The organism is Micromonospora sp. NPDC048830, from assembly GCF_043198215.1.
In the GTDB taxonomy this organism is placed as follows: Bacteria; Actinomycetota; Actinomycetes; order Mycobacteriales; family Micromonosporaceae; genus Micromonospora.
Genome location: NZ_JBICUP010000019.1, coordinates 66653 through 80118 on the forward strand (window position 1 = coordinate 66653; position 13466 = coordinate 80118).

At 72.8% G+C, this 13466-nt stretch carries 15 protein-coding genes; 11 read left to right on the forward strand and 4 right to left on the reverse strand.

Annotation, left to right across the window (positions count from 1 at the left end):
- Positions 1 to 120 precede the first annotated feature (120 nt).
- Entirely contained in the window at positions 121 to 729 is a 609-nt protein-coding gene (locus ACGFIZ_RS17925) for a response regulator (protein WP_393420518.1), read from the reverse strand.
- Positions 726 to 1007 (reverse strand): ATP-binding protein, encoded by a 282-nt coding sequence (locus ACGFIZ_RS17930; protein WP_393420520.1) that lies wholly within the window; start codon positions 1005 to 1007, stop codon positions 726 to 728. The genes ACGFIZ_RS17925 and ACGFIZ_RS17930 overlap by 4 nt, the downstream gene beginning before the upstream one ends.
- Positions 1008 to 1083: 76 nt before the next feature.
- On the opposite strand from ACGFIZ_RS17930, the gene ACGFIZ_RS17935 reads away from it, so the two are divergent.
- Entirely contained in the window at positions 1084 to 2121 is a 1038-nt protein-coding gene (locus ACGFIZ_RS17935) for an aminotransferase class V-fold PLP-dependent enzyme (protein WP_393420522.1), read from the forward strand.
- 36 nt (positions 2122 to 2157) lie between these two features.
- Here the strand turns inward: ACGFIZ_RS17935 and ACGFIZ_RS17940 are convergent, their stop codons facing one another.
- The gene (locus ACGFIZ_RS17940) at positions 2158 to 3021 is read right to left on the reverse strand and encodes an SPFH domain-containing protein (protein WP_393420524.1); all 864 of its coding nucleotides are present in this window, start codon (positions 3019 to 3021) and stop codon (positions 2158 to 2160) included.
- 368 nt (positions 3022 to 3389) lie between these two features.
- Here ACGFIZ_RS17940 and ACGFIZ_RS17945 point away from each other — a divergent pair, with 368 nt between their 5' ends.
- From ACGFIZ_RS17945 to ACGFIZ_RS17970, 6 genes are read left to right on the forward strand one after another with little or no spacing between them, the layout of a single operon-like run.
- A complete protein-coding gene (locus ACGFIZ_RS17945; protein ID WP_347669155.1) occupies positions 3390 to 4151 on the forward strand; it encodes an ABC transporter ATP-binding protein in 762 nt (253 codons plus the stop codon).
- On the forward strand, positions 4138 to 4830 hold the full coding sequence (locus ACGFIZ_RS17950) for an ABC transporter ATP-binding protein (RefSeq protein WP_347669154.1): 693 nt from the start codon (positions 4138 to 4140) through the stop codon (positions 4828 to 4830). Before ACGFIZ_RS17945 ends, ACGFIZ_RS17950 begins: the two co-directional genes overlap by 14 nt.
- A 42-nt stretch (positions 4831 to 4872) precedes the next feature.
- Positions 4873 to 6123 carry an ABC transporter substrate-binding protein gene (locus ACGFIZ_RS17955; protein ID WP_393420527.1) on the forward strand — a complete coding sequence of 417 codons (1251 nt, stop codon included), beginning with the start codon at positions 4873 to 4875 and terminating at the stop codon, positions 6121 to 6123.
- Positions 6120 to 7001 (forward strand): branched-chain amino acid ABC transporter permease, encoded by an 882-nt coding sequence (locus ACGFIZ_RS17960; RefSeq protein WP_347669152.1) that lies wholly within the window; start codon positions 6120 to 6122, stop codon positions 6999 to 7001. The genes ACGFIZ_RS17955 and ACGFIZ_RS17960 overlap by 4 nt, the downstream gene beginning before the upstream one ends.
- Positions 6998 to 7147: a hypothetical protein gene (locus ACGFIZ_RS17965; RefSeq protein WP_393420529.1), complete on the forward strand. Its 150-nt coding sequence runs from the start codon at positions 6998 to 7000 to the stop codon at positions 7145 to 7147. The genes ACGFIZ_RS17960 and ACGFIZ_RS17965 overlap by 4 nt, the downstream gene beginning before the upstream one ends.
- Positions 7144 to 8154 carry a branched-chain amino acid ABC transporter permease gene (locus ACGFIZ_RS17970; RefSeq protein ID WP_347669151.1) on the forward strand — a complete coding sequence of 337 codons (1011 nt, stop codon included), beginning with the start codon at positions 7144 to 7146 and terminating at the stop codon, positions 8152 to 8154. The genes ACGFIZ_RS17965 and ACGFIZ_RS17970 overlap by 4 nt, the downstream gene beginning before the upstream one ends.
- A gap of 249 nt (positions 8155 to 8403) precedes the next feature.
- Here ACGFIZ_RS17970 and ACGFIZ_RS17975 read toward each other — a convergent pair whose 3' ends face one another.
- Positions 8404 to 9000 (reverse strand): hypothetical protein, encoded by a 597-nt coding sequence (locus tag ACGFIZ_RS17975; RefSeq protein ID WP_393420597.1) that lies wholly within the window; start codon positions 8998 to 9000, stop codon positions 8404 to 8406.
- Between the two features lie 884 nt (positions 9001 to 9884).
- Between ACGFIZ_RS17975 and ACGFIZ_RS17980 the strand changes: the two genes are divergently transcribed.
- The 4 genes from ACGFIZ_RS17980 (at position 9885) to mshC (ending at position 13463) form a co-directional block, all read left to right on the forward strand.
- Entirely contained in the window at positions 9885 to 10598 is a 714-nt protein-coding gene (locus tag ACGFIZ_RS17980) for a histidine phosphatase family protein (RefSeq protein WP_393420532.1), read from the forward strand.
- 121 nt (positions 10599 to 10719) lie between these two features.
- Positions 10720 to 11298, forward strand: coding sequence for a DUF3090 domain-containing protein (locus ACGFIZ_RS17985; RefSeq protein WP_347670752.1), 579 nt, complete (start codon positions 10720 to 10722; stop codon positions 11296 to 11298).
- Positions 11295 to 12113, forward strand: a complete 819-nt coding sequence (locus ACGFIZ_RS17990) for an SCO1664 family protein (RefSeq protein WP_393420534.1) — start codon at positions 11295 to 11297, stop codon at positions 12111 to 12113. The genes ACGFIZ_RS17985 and ACGFIZ_RS17990 overlap by 4 nt, the downstream gene beginning before the upstream one ends.
- A 111-nt stretch (positions 12114 to 12224) precedes the next feature.
- Complete coding sequence (gene mshC / locus ACGFIZ_RS17995) at positions 12225 to 13463, forward strand: cysteine--1-D-myo-inosityl 2-amino-2-deoxy-alpha-D-glucopyranoside ligase (protein WP_393420536.1); 1239 nt, start codon at positions 12225 to 12227, stop codon at positions 13461 to 13463.
- Positions 13464 to 13466: the final 3 nt, after the last annotated feature.

Sequence of the window (13466 nt, forward strand, 5' to 3'; positions counted from 1 at the left end):
GCCGTCGCCTCCGTACGGGGCGGCGTCGGGCCGGCCCGCCCGACGGTCACGCCGTCCGGTACTCCACCTCCGGGCGGCCCGGGGTGCCGTAGCGGGAGGCGCGCACCGCTCGCTCGACAGTCACCAGGTACTCCAGGTACCGCCGGGCGGTGACCCGGGAGATGCGGCGAGCCGCCCCACCTCCGTGGCGGACCGGCCGCTCTCGCGCGACAGCGAGCCGAGCACCGCCCCCAGCGTCTGCTGGTCCAGGCCCTTCGGCAGGGTCTGCGTGGCCGGGCCGCGCAGGGTGGCCAACATCCGGTCCACCTCGTGCTGGGCGGCCACCTCGCCCTCGGCGACGACCTGGCGGCGGTACTCGGCGTACCGGTTCAGCTTGTCCCGGAACGCCGCGAACGTGAACGGCTTGAGCAGGTAGGAGGTCACCCCGAGGGAGACGGCGCTGCGGACCACGGCCAGGTCCCGGGCCGAGGTCACAGCCAGCACGTCGACGGGACTGCCGGCGGCGCGCAGCGCCCGGCACACCTCCAGGCCGTGCAGGTCGGGCAGCCGGAAGTCGAGCAGGACGAGGTCGAGCGGGTGCTCCTCCCGCCGCCGCAGCGCCGCCATCGCGTCCCGGGCGGTGTGCGCGACCCCGACGACCGTGAACCCCGGCACCCGCTCCGTGTACGCGCGGTGCGCCTCGGCCAGCAGCGGCTCGTCCTCCACCACCAGGACCCGGATGTCCGTCACGGCGTCACCGCCCGGATTGGGGCGGGGACCGGCAGCCGTACGGTGAACAGTGTCCCGCCGTCGACCGAGCGGCCGACCTCGGCGCGGCCGCCGTACCGCTGGACCACCTGGCCGACCAGCGCCAGGCCGAGCCCACGGCCGGTGCTCTTGGTCGACCACCCGCGGCGGAACGCGTCGCCCACCCGGTCCGCCCGCCGGATGATCCGGACGCCCGCCGCCCCGCTGGATGATCCCGCCGCCCCGCCGGACGACCCCGGCGGGGCGGCGGGGCGGACCATGTCCCGGCGGCCGGCCGGGCCACGGGTGGCGAATTGGGCGCTGACCGTCCCGCGCCCGCCGTCCTAGCGTCACGCCATGGAGCTGGAACAGGCGCGGAAGCTGTGGCAGCCGGAACCGGGCTGGTTGAACACCGCCAGTTACGGACTGCCACCGGAACCGGCGTGGGCGGCTCTGCAGGAGGCCCTCGCCGACTGGCGGGTGGGGCGTACCTCCTGGGAGGGCTGGAACGACGCGGCCGGGCGCGCCCGGGCGGCCTTCGCCCGGATCGTCGGGGTCCCGGCCGCCGACGTGGCGATCGGCGGCAGCGTCTCCCAGCTGCTCGCCCCGGTCGCGGCGGCGCTGCCGCCCGGGGCCACGGTGGTGGTGCCGGAGGTGGAGTTCACCTCCAACCTCTTCCCCTGGCTGGTGCAGGCCGAGCGGGGCGTCGAGGTGCGGACGGTGCCGCTGGCCCGGCTCGCCGACGCGGTCGACGCCGACACCGACCTGGTGGCGTTCAGCCTGGTCCAGTCCGGCGACGGCACCGTGGCCGACCACGACGCGATCGTGGCCGCCGCCCGCGCGCACGGCGCGCTCGTGGCGGTGGACGCGACGCAGGCCTGCGGCTGGCTGCCGTTCGACGCGAGCCTGGCGGACGTGGTCGCGGTCGGGGCGTACAAGTGGCTGATGGCGCCGCGCGGCGCCGCCTTCGCGTACCTGGCGCCCGAGCTGCGGGAGCGGCTGCGCCCCGACGCCGCGAGCTGGTACGCCGCCCCGGACCCGCACGCCGCCTACTACGGTCCGCCGCTGCGGCTGGCCGACGACGCCCGCCGGTTCGACCTCTCCCCGGCGTGGTTCAGCTGGGTCGGCGCCGCGCCCGCCCTGGAACTGCTCGCCGAGATCGGCGTGCCGGCGGTGCACCGGTACGACGTGGCGCTGGCCAACCGCTTCCTCGCCGGCCTGGGCCGGCCGCCCGGGGACAGCGCGATCGTCACCGTCGAGGTGCCCGGTGCCCGGGAGAGGCTGGAGCGGGCCGGCGTCCGGGCGGCGGTGCGCGCCGGGCGGGTCCGCGCCTCGTTCCACCTGTACACCACGGACGCCGACGTCGACCTCGCCCTCGACGCGCTGACCGCCTGACGCCGCCCACGCCGGTCACCCGGTGTGGGCGGACGCTCACCGGTCGGTGCCGGTGATGATGCCCGGGTTGATGCACAGGCCCGGCGAGCTGCCGTTCTTCTCGGCGATCTCCAGGCAGCGGGTCACCTTGTCCACCTTGGCGTTGGTCTCGGTGATCTGCTTCTGGATCTCGGCGTTGCGGCGGTCCTGTTCCAGGTTGCGGGTCTGGGCGAGCTTGTCCTGGAAGGCCTTGATGTTGCCCTCGGTCTTGTCGTCGTGGTTGACCCGGGTGATGGTGACCGACAGGATGTCGACGTCCTCGGCCAGTCGGCCCTTGGCGTTGGTCTTGATGCTCTCGGCGAACGGCTTGAGGTCGACGTTCAGGTTGCCGGTCTTCGAGTCGATCCGCTCCAGCGGGTTGTAGGAGGAGAAGGCGTCGTTGACGGCGCTGTCGAGCTGGACGCCGACCCGCTGACCGCGGAAGCTGTCGAAGTCGCCCTTGTAGTTCATGAACTGCTGCGCGGCGTTCTCGGGCCGGACCTGCCACTCCACCAGCACCTCGACGCACGCGTCGGCGAGGGTGCTGGTGCGCACGCGGACGCACTTGTCGCTGCCGATGTGGTCGTACTTCTGCCGCCCGGCGTCCCACTCGCCGACCCGCTGCCACGGCGCGACCCACTTCAGCCCGGAGCCGGTGACCTCACCGGTCGGCTTGCCGAAGCTGGTGACGATCCCGACCGAGCGGATCGGCACCGAGTGGGCGCTGGACGTGACCGTGAGCAGGACGGCGGCGACCAGGGCGCCGGCCGCCGCCAGGAAGGCGGGCTTCCGGACCATCGGGCGCGGGTTCAACAGTGCGACGGCGACGGCGATGATCGCGGCGACGGCGACGACGATCGCCAGGGTGAAGCCGGACGGCATGTGTGCGGGGCCTTTCGCGGGGGATGGCTTGCTGAGCTGCTGATCAAGGTAGCCGCCCTGGGCAAGGCGCCCGGGGGGCGCGGGGGTGGCGCGGGACTGCCCGCGGCCGGCGGCCCGGGGTCGCCCGGTCGGCCGTGGCGCCGCCACATGTCCGCATCCATCGGCGGCAACCGATCCCGCGCAGAGGCCGCCGAGAGGGATGCCCGGGTGGGCGCCCTATGGCGGCAGTACCCGTATCCGTCGGGGTGAATGTGTGCGGAATCGACATGGTTCGACTCCTTCGGCTCGCCGTAGGTTTCCTGCACGCGACGGCCCTGTGACCACTGTCACCGACCGGCCGTCGCGACGGACCTGCGGAGGGTGTGGCGATGGCCGGGCAAGCGGTCCTGACGGCTCGCGGGCTGACCCGCGACTTCCGGGGCTTCCGGGCGGTCGACGGCGTCGACCTCGACGTGGCGCCGGAGAGCGTGCACGCCCTGGTCGGCCCGAACGGCGCCGGCAAGACGACCCTGTTCAACCTGCTCACCGGCTTCCTGCGGCCCACCGGCGGGCGGATCGAGCTGGCCGGCCGGGACGTCACCGGCCTGCCCCCGGAGCAGGTCGCCCGGCTCGGGGTGGCCCGGTCCTTCCAGATCACCAGCCTGTTCCCGCAGCTGTCGGCGCGGGAGCACGTCGAGCTGGCGTTGCAGTCGCCCAGCGGGCTGGGCTGGCGGTTCTGGCGCTCGGCGAAGCTGATGCGCCGCTACCGCGACCGCGCCGAGGAGCTGCTGGGCATGGTCGGCCTCGCCGAGCTGGCCGAGGCGCCGGCCGAGGCGCTGGCGTACGGCCGCAAGCGGGCCCTCGAACTCGCCATCGCGCTGGCCCTCGACCCCAAGGTGCTGCTGCTCGACGAGCCGACCGCCGGGATGGGGCTGGAGGACGTCGACCGCACCGTGGAACTGATCTCCCGGATCCGGCGGGGCCGGACGGTGGTCATGGTCGAGCACAACATGAGCGTGGTCGGCCGGCTCGCCGACACCGTCACCGTCCTGCAGGCCGGCAAGGTGCTGGTCGAGGGCCCGTACGAGCAGGTCCGCGCCGACGAGCGCGTGATCACCGCCTACCTGGGAGCCGCCGATGCTGCGCATTGAGAACCTCTCCGCCTGGTACGGGGAGGCGCGGGTGCTGCGCGAGGTCAGCCTCGACGTCGCCGCGGGGGAGGTGGTCACCCTCGTCGGGCGCAACGGCGCCGGCAAGTCCACCCTGCTGCGCTGCGTGATGGGGCTGCACGCCGGCCAGAGCGGCACGGTGGAACTCGACGGCCGGGACGTCACGCGGCTGCCCGCGCACCGGCGGGCCCGGCTCGGGCTGGGCTGGGTTCCCGACGACCGGGGCAGCTACGCGACCCTGTCCGTCACCGAGAACCTCACCCTGCCGCCCCGGGTCGGCCCCGACCCGTGGCCGCTGGAGCGGGTGTACGAGGCGTTCCCCGCCCTGTACGCCCGCCGCGACTCGGCGGCCACCCAGCTCTCCGGCGGCGAGCAGCAGATGCTCGCCCTGGCCCGGGTGCTGCGGATGGGCGCCCGGCTGCTGCTGTGCGACGAGCCCACCGAAGGGCTCTCCCCGCTGCTGGTGCAGCAGGTCGGCGACCTGCTGCGCGAGGCCAAGCGACACGGGGTGACCGTGCTGCTGGTCGAGCAGAACCTGCACTTCGCCACCGGCGTCGCCGACCGGCACTACCTGCTGGCCGAGGGACGCATCGCGGAGGCGATGGACAACTCCGAGGTGCGCTCGCGGGAGCGCGAGCTGCTGGCGTACCTCGGAATCTGATGTCGACGCTGAGCCGCGCGGTGCGCGGATGGAGGGACGGACATGCGTAGGACCGTGGGTGTGGCCGCGGCGTCGGCCGCGGTGGTGCTGGCCGCCGGCTGCGGTGGCGGTGGCCCCCAGTCGTCGGGGGACCAGAAGCTGACCGGCGACAAGATCGTGCTGGGCGTGCTCAACGACCAGTCCGGGGCGTACTCGGAGCTGTCCGGGAAGAACTCGGTCAAGGCCGTGGAGATGGCCATCGCCGATTTCAAGGCGAAGTACGGCGACAAGGCGGTGACCAAGAACATCTCGGTGGAGACCGCCGACCACCAGAACAAGCCGGACGTGGCCAACAGCAAGGCGCAGGAGATGATCGACCGCAAGGGCGCGGACGCCATCCTCGACGTGCCGACCTCCTCGGCCGCCCTCAAGGTCGCCGACGTCGCCAAGGAGAAGAAGAAGCTCTACTTCAACATCGGCGCGGCCACCACCGACCTGACCGGCAAGAGCTGCAACAAGTACACGTTCCACTACGCGTACGACACGTACATGCTGGCCCACGGCACCGGCACGGTGACCACCCAGCAGGTCGGCAAGAACTGGTACATCCTGTACCCGAACTACGCCTTCGGTCAGGACATGGAGAAGAGCTTCTCCACGGCGATCGGCGCGGCCGGCGGCACCGTGGTCGGCAAGGACGGCGCGCCGTTCCCGAACACCAGCGGCGACTACTCCTCCTTCCTGCTCAAGGCCCCGACGCTGAACCCGAAGCCGCAGGTGCTCGGCACCATGCAGGCCGGCGCCGAGCTGGTCAACGTGGTCAAGCAGTACAACGAGTTCAAGCTGCGGGACAAGGGCATCGGCCTCGCCGTGGGCCTGATGTTCATCACCGACATCCACTCGCTCACCCCGGCGGCGCTGGCCGGCACCACCTACACCGACGCCTGGTACTGGAACTTCGACCAGCAGAACCGGGAGTGGGCCGACCGGTTCCAGAAGGAGACCGGCACCCGGCCGTCCTTCGCGCACGCGGCCAACTACTCCGCCGCCATGCAGTACCTGGAGGCGGTGCAGGCGGCCGGCACCGACGACGCGGACGCCGTGGTCAAGGGCCTGGAGGGCAAGGAGGTCAACGACCTCTTCCTGCGCAACGGCAAGATCCGCGCCGAGGACCACCGGGTGGTCCACGACGCGTACCTGGCCCAGGTGAAGCCGCAGGCCGAGGTGAGCGAGCCGTGGGACTACGTCAAGGTCCTCAAGACCATCCCGGCAGCGGAGGCCTTCCGCGCCCCGTCGCCGGACTGCAAGCTGTGACAGGCTTTCTGCAGAACACGTTCAACGGGTTGGTGAGCGGGGCGTTCTACGCCCTGCTCGCCCTCGGGCTGGCGGTCATCTTCGGCATGCTGCGGGTGGTCAACTTCGCCCACGGCGCCTTCTACATGCTCGGCGCGTTCGGGGCGTACGTGCTGCTCGCCGAGGCGGGCATACCGTTCTGGGCGGCCCTGGTGATCATGCCGCTCGCCCTCGGCCTGCTCGGCATGGTCCTCGAGCGGACGGTGATCCACCGGCTGACCCGGCTCGACCCGCTCTACAACTTCCTGCTCACCTTCGGCCTGACGCTGATCCTGCAGGACCTGGTCAAGACCCGGTACGGCATCCAGTCCAGCCCGTACACCACGCCGAGCGAGCTGGAAGGATCCGTCGACTTCGGGCTGTTCGACTTCCCGACGTACCGGGTGTTCATCCTCGGCTTCACGGTGCTGCTCTGCGTCGCCGTGTGGTGGGCGCTCAGCCGCACCCGGGTCGGCATGGTCGTCCGGGCGGCCACCGAACGGCCCGAGCTGACCCGGGCCTTCGGCATCGACGTGGGAAAGTGGGTCACCCCGGTCTTCGGCTTCGGCATCGGCCTGGCCGGGCTCGCCGGGGTGCTGGCCGCGCCGATGCGCGCGGTGAACCCACTGATGGGCGCCGACCTGATCATCGTGGTCTTCGCGGTGGTGGTGATCGGCGGGCTCGGCTCGATCTTCGGCTCGGTCGCCGCCGGCTTCGGCATCGGCCTGGTCCAGGCATGGGGCGAGGCGTACCTGTCGGACTACCCGCTCGTCTCCCAGACCGTCGTGTTCATCGTGATGGCCGTCGTGTTGCTGTGGCGGCCGGCCGGCCTGTTCGGCCGAGAGGAGGCACCAGCATGAGCGAGCGTAGCGAGCGAATCAGCCAGCTCAGTGTCACAGCTCATGACGGCGCCGGAGGTGACGGCATGAGCGAGCGCAGCGAACGAATCAGCCAGGTCGGTGCCACAGGTCATGACGGCGCCGAGCGCAGCGAGGTGACGGCATGACCAGCGCCGTGGACACCCCCGCCGAGGCGACCCGCCCCACGCCGCCGTCCGGGCTGGTCGCCGTGGCCCGCGCCCCCGGCTGGGTCCGGTACGCGCTGCTCGCCGTCGCGGCGGTGGCCGCGCTGTGGCTGCCCAACGGGCTGTACCCGGCGGTGGCCGTGGACATCCTCTGCTGGGCGCTGTTCGCCGTCTCGGTGGACCTGCTGCTCGGCTTCACCGGGCTGATGTCCTTCGGGCACGCCGCGTTCTGGGGCACCTCCGCGTACGTGACGGGCATGGTGGCCATCCACGCCGGCCTGCCGTTCCCGGCGGCCGTGCTGGCCGGGGCGCTCGCCTCGGCGGTGCTGGCCGTGCCGATCGGGTACCTCGCGGTGAAGCGGACCGGCATCTACTTCGCGATGGTCACCCTGGCCTTCGCGCAGATGGTCTACTACATCGCGAACGAGTGGCGCTCGGTCACCCAGGGTGAGAACGGGTTGCAGGGCGTCCCGCGCGAGTTCTTCGGTACGGACCTGAGCGACGACTACTACTTCTACTACGCGATCCTGCCGATCGTGGCGCTCGGCCTGCTCGCCGCCTGGCGGATCGTCAACTCGCCGTTCGGCCGGGTGCTGGTCGGCATCCGGGACAACCCGGCCCGGGCGCGGGCGCTGGGCTACCCGGTGCACCGCTACAAACTGACGGCGTTCGTGCTCTCCGGCTTCCTCGCCGGCCTCGGCGGCGGGCTCTTCGCCATCGGACACCGGTTCGTCTCGCTCGAGGTGCTGCACTGGACCACCTCCGGCAAGGCGGTCATCGTCGTGGTGCTCGGCGGCATCGGCACGCTGTGGGGTGGCGTGCTCGGCTCGGCGCTCGTCGTCCGCCTGGAGGACTGGCTGTCGTTCTCCGGGTTCGAGGCGATCGGCCTGGTGACCGGCGGCATCTTCGTGCTCGTCGTGCTGCTGTTCCGGCGTGGGATCTGGGGGTCTGTCGCGCACCTGGCGCTGCGGTTCCGTCGTCGCGGCTAGCTGGTTGTCGGTCGCTGGCTGCTGGCTGCTGGCTGTTGGCGGCTGGTTGCTGTTGGGGCTGGGGGCGACCGTGCCCGGCTCCGGGCGGTCAGGCTTGATCCCTACGCCGGGCACGGTCGCCCCCAGCCCGTCGTGGTCGCCCTCCGCCCGTGAGTGGCGGTCGTCATCCGGTACGCGGTCGCGTGAGAAAGCCGCTGGCCGGCACCCCGTCCTGTGGGGTGCCGGCCAGCGGCATTTGTTGTCCCTGTGTCAGCTGTTCCAGTGCTGGGCGACGAGGTCGGCGGCCTGCTGCTCCCACTGGGCGTACGCGTCGGGGTACGCCGACACCTGCACCGTCTGCGCGGCCTCGGTCAGCGGCATGTCCTGCCACCCGTCGACCTGCTTCAGGCCCTTCAGGAACGCCGTCGTCGAGTACTCCGGGTCCGTGATCTGCTCCGGGGTGCCCCAGCCCGACGACGGGCGCTGCTGGAACAGGCCCAGCGAGTCGTGGTCGTTACGGTCACCCAGGTGTCCGAGGTTCTCCAGCTTCGACTCCTGGAGGCTGGTGGCGATCGAGATGACGGCGGCCCGCTCGGGCAGGCCGGCCTTCTTCGTCGCGGCGATGATCGCCTTAGCATTCGCCACCTGCTCGCCGTCAAGGTCGATGCGGGACTGCGCGCCCTGCACCCCGTGCGGGATCAGCTTGCCGCTGTCGGGCTTGTCGGCCTGCACGGCCACGGCAACGGGCTTCGCCTCGACCGGCGGGGCGGCGTGGGCGGCGGTGGCGTGCAGGGGACCGGCGGCCAGCCCACCGGCGAACGCGAGACCGGCGACACCGAGAACGCTCTTACGCAGCATCGTGTTCATCATCAAAGCTCCATTCGGGGGTTGGCGCACACCGCCGAGGGGGATCGGGCGGGCGTGCGCAAGCACCGTCAGGCGCTCGAAAGAGGGGAAGTATCTGGCCGGTGCGACCGCGGGGCGGGGGGTGCCTCGTCGCGGCGCCGGGACCATGTACAACGACCGGCGGCCCGTCACCATTCCGGGCCCGGCCCACCCGCCTCACGGAAGCGGGACGCCTCCCTCGGTCGTGCGTCAGGTCCGGGTCCGGCACACCCGCGTCACGGAAGCGGGACGCCGTCCTCGGTCGTGCGTCAGGTGTAACGACCCCGGCCCGGCCACGATTCCGCCCCCACGATGCCGCCGATCACACCCGGCAGCAGCCGCGAACCGGACACACGGTGGCGAATGGCCGCATCCCGGGGGCCGGGGTGATCCACTCCGTGTCACCGACATCGGGGCATCCGTGTCACTCGGATAGCCCCATGTCGCCACCATGGAGTCGATTACGACGCCGACATCCACCCCGCCCCGGCCACGACCCCGCCCCGGCCACGAATCCACCCCGACGCCGGTCACACCCCACCCGCGAACCGGACATACGGGGCCGATCGCCGCACCCGGGTCGGAATTCACCCCCGTGTCGCCGACATGGCGGCATCCGGGGTGCCCGGACACCCCTATGTCGCCGACATTGAGTCGATCAAGACGCGGCGACCGCCCGCGAACCGGGTGGGGCCCGCCGTGCCCGGCGCAGGGATCAAGCCTGACCGCCCGGAGCCGGGCACGGCGGGCCCCACCCCAACCGCAACCAACGACGGACCGGGCACGGCGGGCCCCACCCTTCAGGAAGCGCCGGTCCAGCCCGCCAGGGGGCCACCGGCCCCACCCTGCAGGCGAAACCACCTAGGGTGGTCAGCGTGGCGACACTTCTCCTCCTGCGACACGGTCGTACCACCGCCAACGCCGACGGCGGCCTCGCCGGCCGCCGGCCGGTGGAGCTGGACGACACGGGCCGGGCCCAGGCCGCGGCGGTGGGCGAGCGGCTGCGCGCCCTGCCCCTCGCGGCGGTGGTGACCAGTCCGCTGGTCCGCTGCCGGCAGACCCTGGAGCTGGCGTTGCCGCAGGCCACCCCGGTCGTGGACGAGGGGCTGATCGAGTGCGGGTACGGCAGTTGGGAGGGGCAGCCGCTGAAGACGCTGGCGAAGGAGCCGCTCTGGCCCGTGGTCCAGCAGCACCCGAGCGCCGCCGTCTTTCCCGAGGGCGAGTCGATGGCGGCGATGGCCGCCCGCGCGGTCGCGGCGGTACGCGCCTGGGACGCCCGGATCACCGCCGAGCACGGACCGGAGGCGGTGTGGCTGGCGTGCAGCCACGGCGATGTGATCAAGGCCATCGTGGCGGACGCGCTCGGCGTACACCTCGATCTCTTCCAGCGCATCGTGGCCGACCCCGCGTCGGTGACGGCGATCCGGTACACCCCGCTGCGGCCGTTCGTGCTCCGGCTCAACGACACCGGCGGCGACCTGGGCGCGCTCGTGCCGCCGTCCCGCAAGCGACGCCGCAGGACGGCGAAGCCGGCGGACTCGGACGCCGCGGTCGGCGGGGGAGCGGGGGCGGTGCGGTGAGACCGTCGGCGCGCGCGACCACGCCGGCACGGGCGGGAGGGTACGGCGGGCGCGGCCGGCGGGCGCGATTCGGTGTCGGTGGGGTACGCGACGTTGTGGTGGGCCGGATAGGGTCATGGGTATGACCCACCAGGTGCACGCCTTCGAGCCGCCGGAGCGGTTCGTCGCCGGGACCGTCGGGCCGCCGGGGGAGCGCACGTTCTTTCTCCAGGCGCGCGGCGGGGGCCGGTTGGTCAGCGTCGCGCTGGAGAAGGTCCAGGTGGCGTTGCTCGCCGAGAAGCTGGAGGAGCTGCTCACCGAGGCGCAGCGACGCTTCGGGGTGCAGCTGCCCGAGGCGCCGGCCACCACGGGCGACAACGAGCCGCTGGACACGCCGGTCGACGAGGAGTTCCGGGTCGGCACCCTCGGGTTGGCCTTCGACGTGGACACCGCGACCGTGGTGATCGAGGCGATCGCCGCCGGCGAGGCCGAGGCCGAGGTGGAGTTGGGCGACGACACCGACGACGAGGACGCCGACGACGAGGAGCCGGACGACGACCTCGACCGGCTGCGCGTCCGGCTGACCCCGGAGGCGACCCGCGCCTTCATCGAGCGGGCCCGCCGCGTCGTCAACGCCGGCCGTCCGCCCTGCCCGCTCTGCGGCCAGCCGTTGGACCCCGCCGGGCACCTCTGCCCGCGGCACAACGGTTACCACCGGTGACCTCGTCGGAGTTGCGACCCCGACAGGACGGCGCTGCGGCGCTGCGGCTGCTGCGCGACGGTGAGCTGACCGTCGAGGGTCGCCTGGTGGACGCCTCCAACGCCACCCTGCTCGGCACGCTCACCCTGGGTGAGGCCAGCGCCCGCTGCGTCTACAAGCCGGTGCGGGGCGAGCGGCCGCTCTGGGATTTCCCGGACGGGACGCTCGCCGGCCGGGAGGTGTCGGCGTACCTCGTCTCCCGCGCGACGGGCTGGGATCTGATCCCTCCGACGGTGCTGCGCGACGGCCCGTTCGGGCCGGGATCCTGCCAGCTGTGGGTCGACGAGCCGTCCGACGCCGAGCGGCTGGTCGGGTTCGTGCCGGCCGCCGAGCTGCCGCCGCGCTGGCTCCCGATCGCCGCGGCCCGCGACGACGACGGCACGCCGTACGCCCTCGCTCACGCCGACGACCCGCGCCTGGCCCGGCTCGCCGTGCTCGACGCGGTGATCAACAACGCCGACCGCAAGGGTGGTCACGTGCTGGTCGGCCCCGACGACCGGATCTACGGCGTCGACCACGGGGTGAGCTTCCACGTCGAGGTGAAGCTGCGTACGGTGCTGTGGGGTTGGGCGGGCCGCGAGCTGCCGCCGGACGCGCTGGAGATGCTCGCCGGCCTCCGCGCCCAGCTCGGCGGGGCGCTGGGTGACGAGTTGGCCGAGCACCTGACGATCGGCGAGGTGGCGGCGTTGGCCGCCCGGGTGGACGGGCTGCGCGAGACGGACCGGTTCCCGCAGCCGTCGCAGGACTGGCCCGCGGTGCCCTGGCCGCCCATGTGACCTGCCCGCGCCGTCTGCCGGTGTCCGTGCTCGTCCGCCGGCCCGTCGGTGTCACGTTGATCACTGCGGGGCCGGCTCCGGCACCCGGGACGGCTGGTTAGGCTGGCGGTCATGGAGTCTTGGCTGGGGCACGAGATGCCGCGGCTGCCCGGCAGGGGCGGCGCGCTGATGTTGTTCGACTCGGCGCGGCGCGGTGTCCGTCCCAGTTCGCCCGACGGCACGGCCACCATCTACGTCTGCGGCATCACCCCGTACGACGCGACCCACCTCGGCCACGCCGCCACCATGATCAGCTTCGACCTCGTGCAGCGGATGTGGCGGGACGCCGGCCTGGGTGTCCGGTACGTGCAGAACGTCACCGACATCGACGACCCGCTGCTGGAGCGGGCCGAGCGCGACGGCGAGGACTGGAAGGTCCTGGCGATGCGGGAGACCGCGCTGTTCCGCGAGGACATGGAGGCGCTGCGGATCATCCCGCCGGATCACTACGTCGGCGCGGTGGAGTCGATCCCGGACATCGCCGAGAAGGTCCTGGTCCTGCTCAAGGACGGCGCCGCGTACCGGCTCGACGACGGCAGCGGCGACGTGTACTTCGACATCAGCGCCGCGCCGGCGTTCGGCTACGAGTCGAACATGTCGCGGGAGGAGATGCTGGAGATCTTCCCGGAGCGCGGCGGCGACCCGGACCGCGCCGGCAAGCGCGACCCGCTGGACCCGCTGCTGTGGCGGGGCGCCCGCGAGGGCGAGCCGTCGTGGCCCGGCGGTGACCTGGGCCCCGGCCGGCCGGGCTGGCACATCGAGTGCGCCGTGATCGCGCTGAACCTGCTCGGCGAGACGATCGACGTGCAGGGCGGCGGGAACGACCTCATCTTCCCGCACCACGAGTGCTCCGCCGCGCACGCCGAGCGGCTCACCGGGCGGGCGCCCTTCGCCAGCCACTACATGCACGCGGGCATGATCGGCCTGAACGGCGAGAAGATGTCGAAGTCCAGGGGGAACCTGGTCTTCGTCTCCCGGCTGCGCGCCGACCGGGTGGACCCGATGGCGGTCCGGCTCGGCCTGATGGCCGGCCACTACCGCGCCGACCGGACCTGGACCGACGACGTGCTCACCGCCGCGCAGGAGCGGCTGGCGCGCTGGCGTCGGGCCGCCGCGGCCCCGGCCGGGCCGCCGGGGGCCGAGCTGCTGGCGGCGGTACGCGCCCGCCTCGCCGACGACCTCGACACCCCGGGCGCCCTCGCGGCCGTCGACGGCTGGGCCGAGCGGGCCCTCGCGGGCGTCGGGGACGACTCCTCCGCCCCGGCCCTCGTCACCGACACCGTCGACGCCCTCCTCGGCATCCGCCTCTGACGT

What these genes read in the sequence shown, in the direction of transcription:
- ACGFIZ_RS17930 (WP_393420520.1), bottom strand. Translation starts at nt 1,007, where the DNA reads ATGGTCCGCCCCGCCGCCCCGCCGGGGTCGTCCGGCGGGGCGGCGGGA.
- ACGFIZ_RS17935 (WP_393420522.1), top strand. Translation starts at nt 1,084, where the DNA reads ATGGAGCTGGAACAGGCGCGGAAGCTGTGGCAGCCGGAACCGGGCTGG.
- ACGFIZ_RS17940 (WP_393420524.1), bottom strand. Translation starts at nt 3,021, where the DNA reads ATGCCGTCCGGCTTCACCCTGGCGATCGTCGTCGCCGTCGCCGCGATC.
- ACGFIZ_RS17945 (WP_347669155.1), top strand. Translation starts at nt 3,390, where the DNA reads ATGGCCGGGCAAGCGGTCCTGACGGCTCGCGGGCTGACCCGCGACTTC.
- ACGFIZ_RS17950 (WP_347669154.1), top strand. Translation starts at nt 4,138, where the DNA reads ATGCTGCGCATTGAGAACCTCTCCGCCTGGTACGGGGAGGCGCGGGTG.
- ACGFIZ_RS17955 (WP_393420527.1), top strand. Translation starts at nt 4,873, where the DNA reads ATGCGTAGGACCGTGGGTGTGGCCGCGGCGTCGGCCGCGGTGGTGCTG.
- ACGFIZ_RS17965 (WP_393420529.1), top strand. Translation starts at nt 6,998, where the DNA reads ATGAGCGAGCGTAGCGAGCGAATCAGCCAGCTCAGTGTCACAGCTCAT.
- ACGFIZ_RS17970 (WP_347669151.1), top strand. Translation starts at nt 7,144, where the DNA reads ATGACCAGCGCCGTGGACACCCCCGCCGAGGCGACCCGCCCCACGCCG.
- ACGFIZ_RS17975 (WP_393420597.1), bottom strand. Translation starts at nt 9,000, where the DNA reads ATGAACACGATGCTGCGTAAGAGCGTTCTCGGTGTCGCCGGTCTCGCG.
- ACGFIZ_RS17985 (WP_347670752.1), top strand. Translation starts at nt 10,720, where the DNA reads ATGACCCACCAGGTGCACGCCTTCGAGCCGCCGGAGCGGTTCGTCGCC.
- mshC (WP_393420536.1), top strand. Translation starts at nt 12,225, where the DNA reads ATGGAGTCTTGGCTGGGGCACGAGATGCCGCGGCTGCCCGGCAGGGGC.